Genomic DNA, 1144 nt, shown 5'->3' on the forward strand with positions numbered 1-1144 from the left:
CCCCCGCCTCGATCACCGGCAAATACCTGTCGGGCGAGCTCGAAGTGGCGACGCCACAGCTGCGCCGCGAGGCGAAGAAGAACCGGCGGATCAAGGTCGTCGGCGCGCGCGGCAACAATCTGAAGAACGTGACGGCGGAGATTCCGCTGGGCACCTTCACCTGCGTGACCGGCGTTTCCGGTGGCGGCAAGTCGACCTTCCTGATCGAGACGCTGTTCAAGGCGGCCTCGCGCCGCATCATGGGCTCGCGCGAGCATCCGGCCGAGCATGACCGCATCGAGGGGCTGGAGTTCCTCGACAAGGTCATCGACATCGACCAGTCGCCGATCGGCCGCACGCCGCGTTCCAACCCGGCGACCTATACCGGCGCCTTCACGCCGATCCGCGACTGGTTCGCCGGCCTGCCCGAAGCCAAGGCGCGCGGCTATCAGCCGGGGCGCTTCTCCTTCAACGTCAAGGGCGGCCGCTGCGAGGCCTGCCAGGGCGACGGCGTCATCAAGATCGAGATGCACTTCCTGCCCGACGTCTACGTCACCTGCGACGTCTGCCACGGCAAGCGCTACAACCGCGAGACGCTGGACGTGCTGTTCAAGGGCAAGTCGATCGCCGATGTGCTCGACATGACGGTCGAGGAAGGCGTCGACTTCTTCTCGGCGGTGCCCGGCGTGCGCGATAAGCTGGTGACGCTGAACCAGGTCGGCCTCGGCTACATCCATATCGGCCAGCAGGCGACGACGCTTTCGGGTGGCGAGGCGCAGCGCATCAAGCTCGCTAAGGAGCTGTCGCGCAAGGCGACCGGCAAGACGCTCTACATCCTCGACGAGCCGACCACCGGCCTGCATTTCCACGACGTCGCCAAGCTGCTCGAAGTGCTGCACGAGCTGGTCGACCAGGGCAACACGGTGGTGGTGATCGAGCACAATCTCGAAGTCATCAAAACCTCCGACTGGGTGCTCGACCTCGGCCCCGAGGGCGGCGACGGCGGCGGCGAGTTGGTCGCCTCCGGCACGCCGGAAGCGATCGTGCGCGAGAAGCGCAGCTACACCGGCCAGTTCCTGAAGGAGCTTCTGGAACGGCGCCCCGGAGGCAAGCGCGAAGCGGCTGAGTGATGGCGCCTGCATGGGCTTTTTGGACGATGCAATTC

General features: G+C 66.0%; 1 pseudogene. It reads left to right on the plus strand.

What is annotated here, in order from left to right:
* Positions 1-1109 (plus strand): annotated as a pseudogene (locus EOA29_RS37280) (ATP-binding cassette domain-containing protein); the annotation flags it as partial.
* Between the last annotated feature and the right edge of the window lie 35 nt (positions 1110-1144).

Origin of the sequence: Mesorhizobium sp. M1E.F.Ca.ET.063.01.1.1, from assembly GCF_003998155.1 — a bacterium.
Lineage (GTDB): Bacteria > Pseudomonadota > Alphaproteobacteria > Rhizobiales > Rhizobiaceae > Mesorhizobium.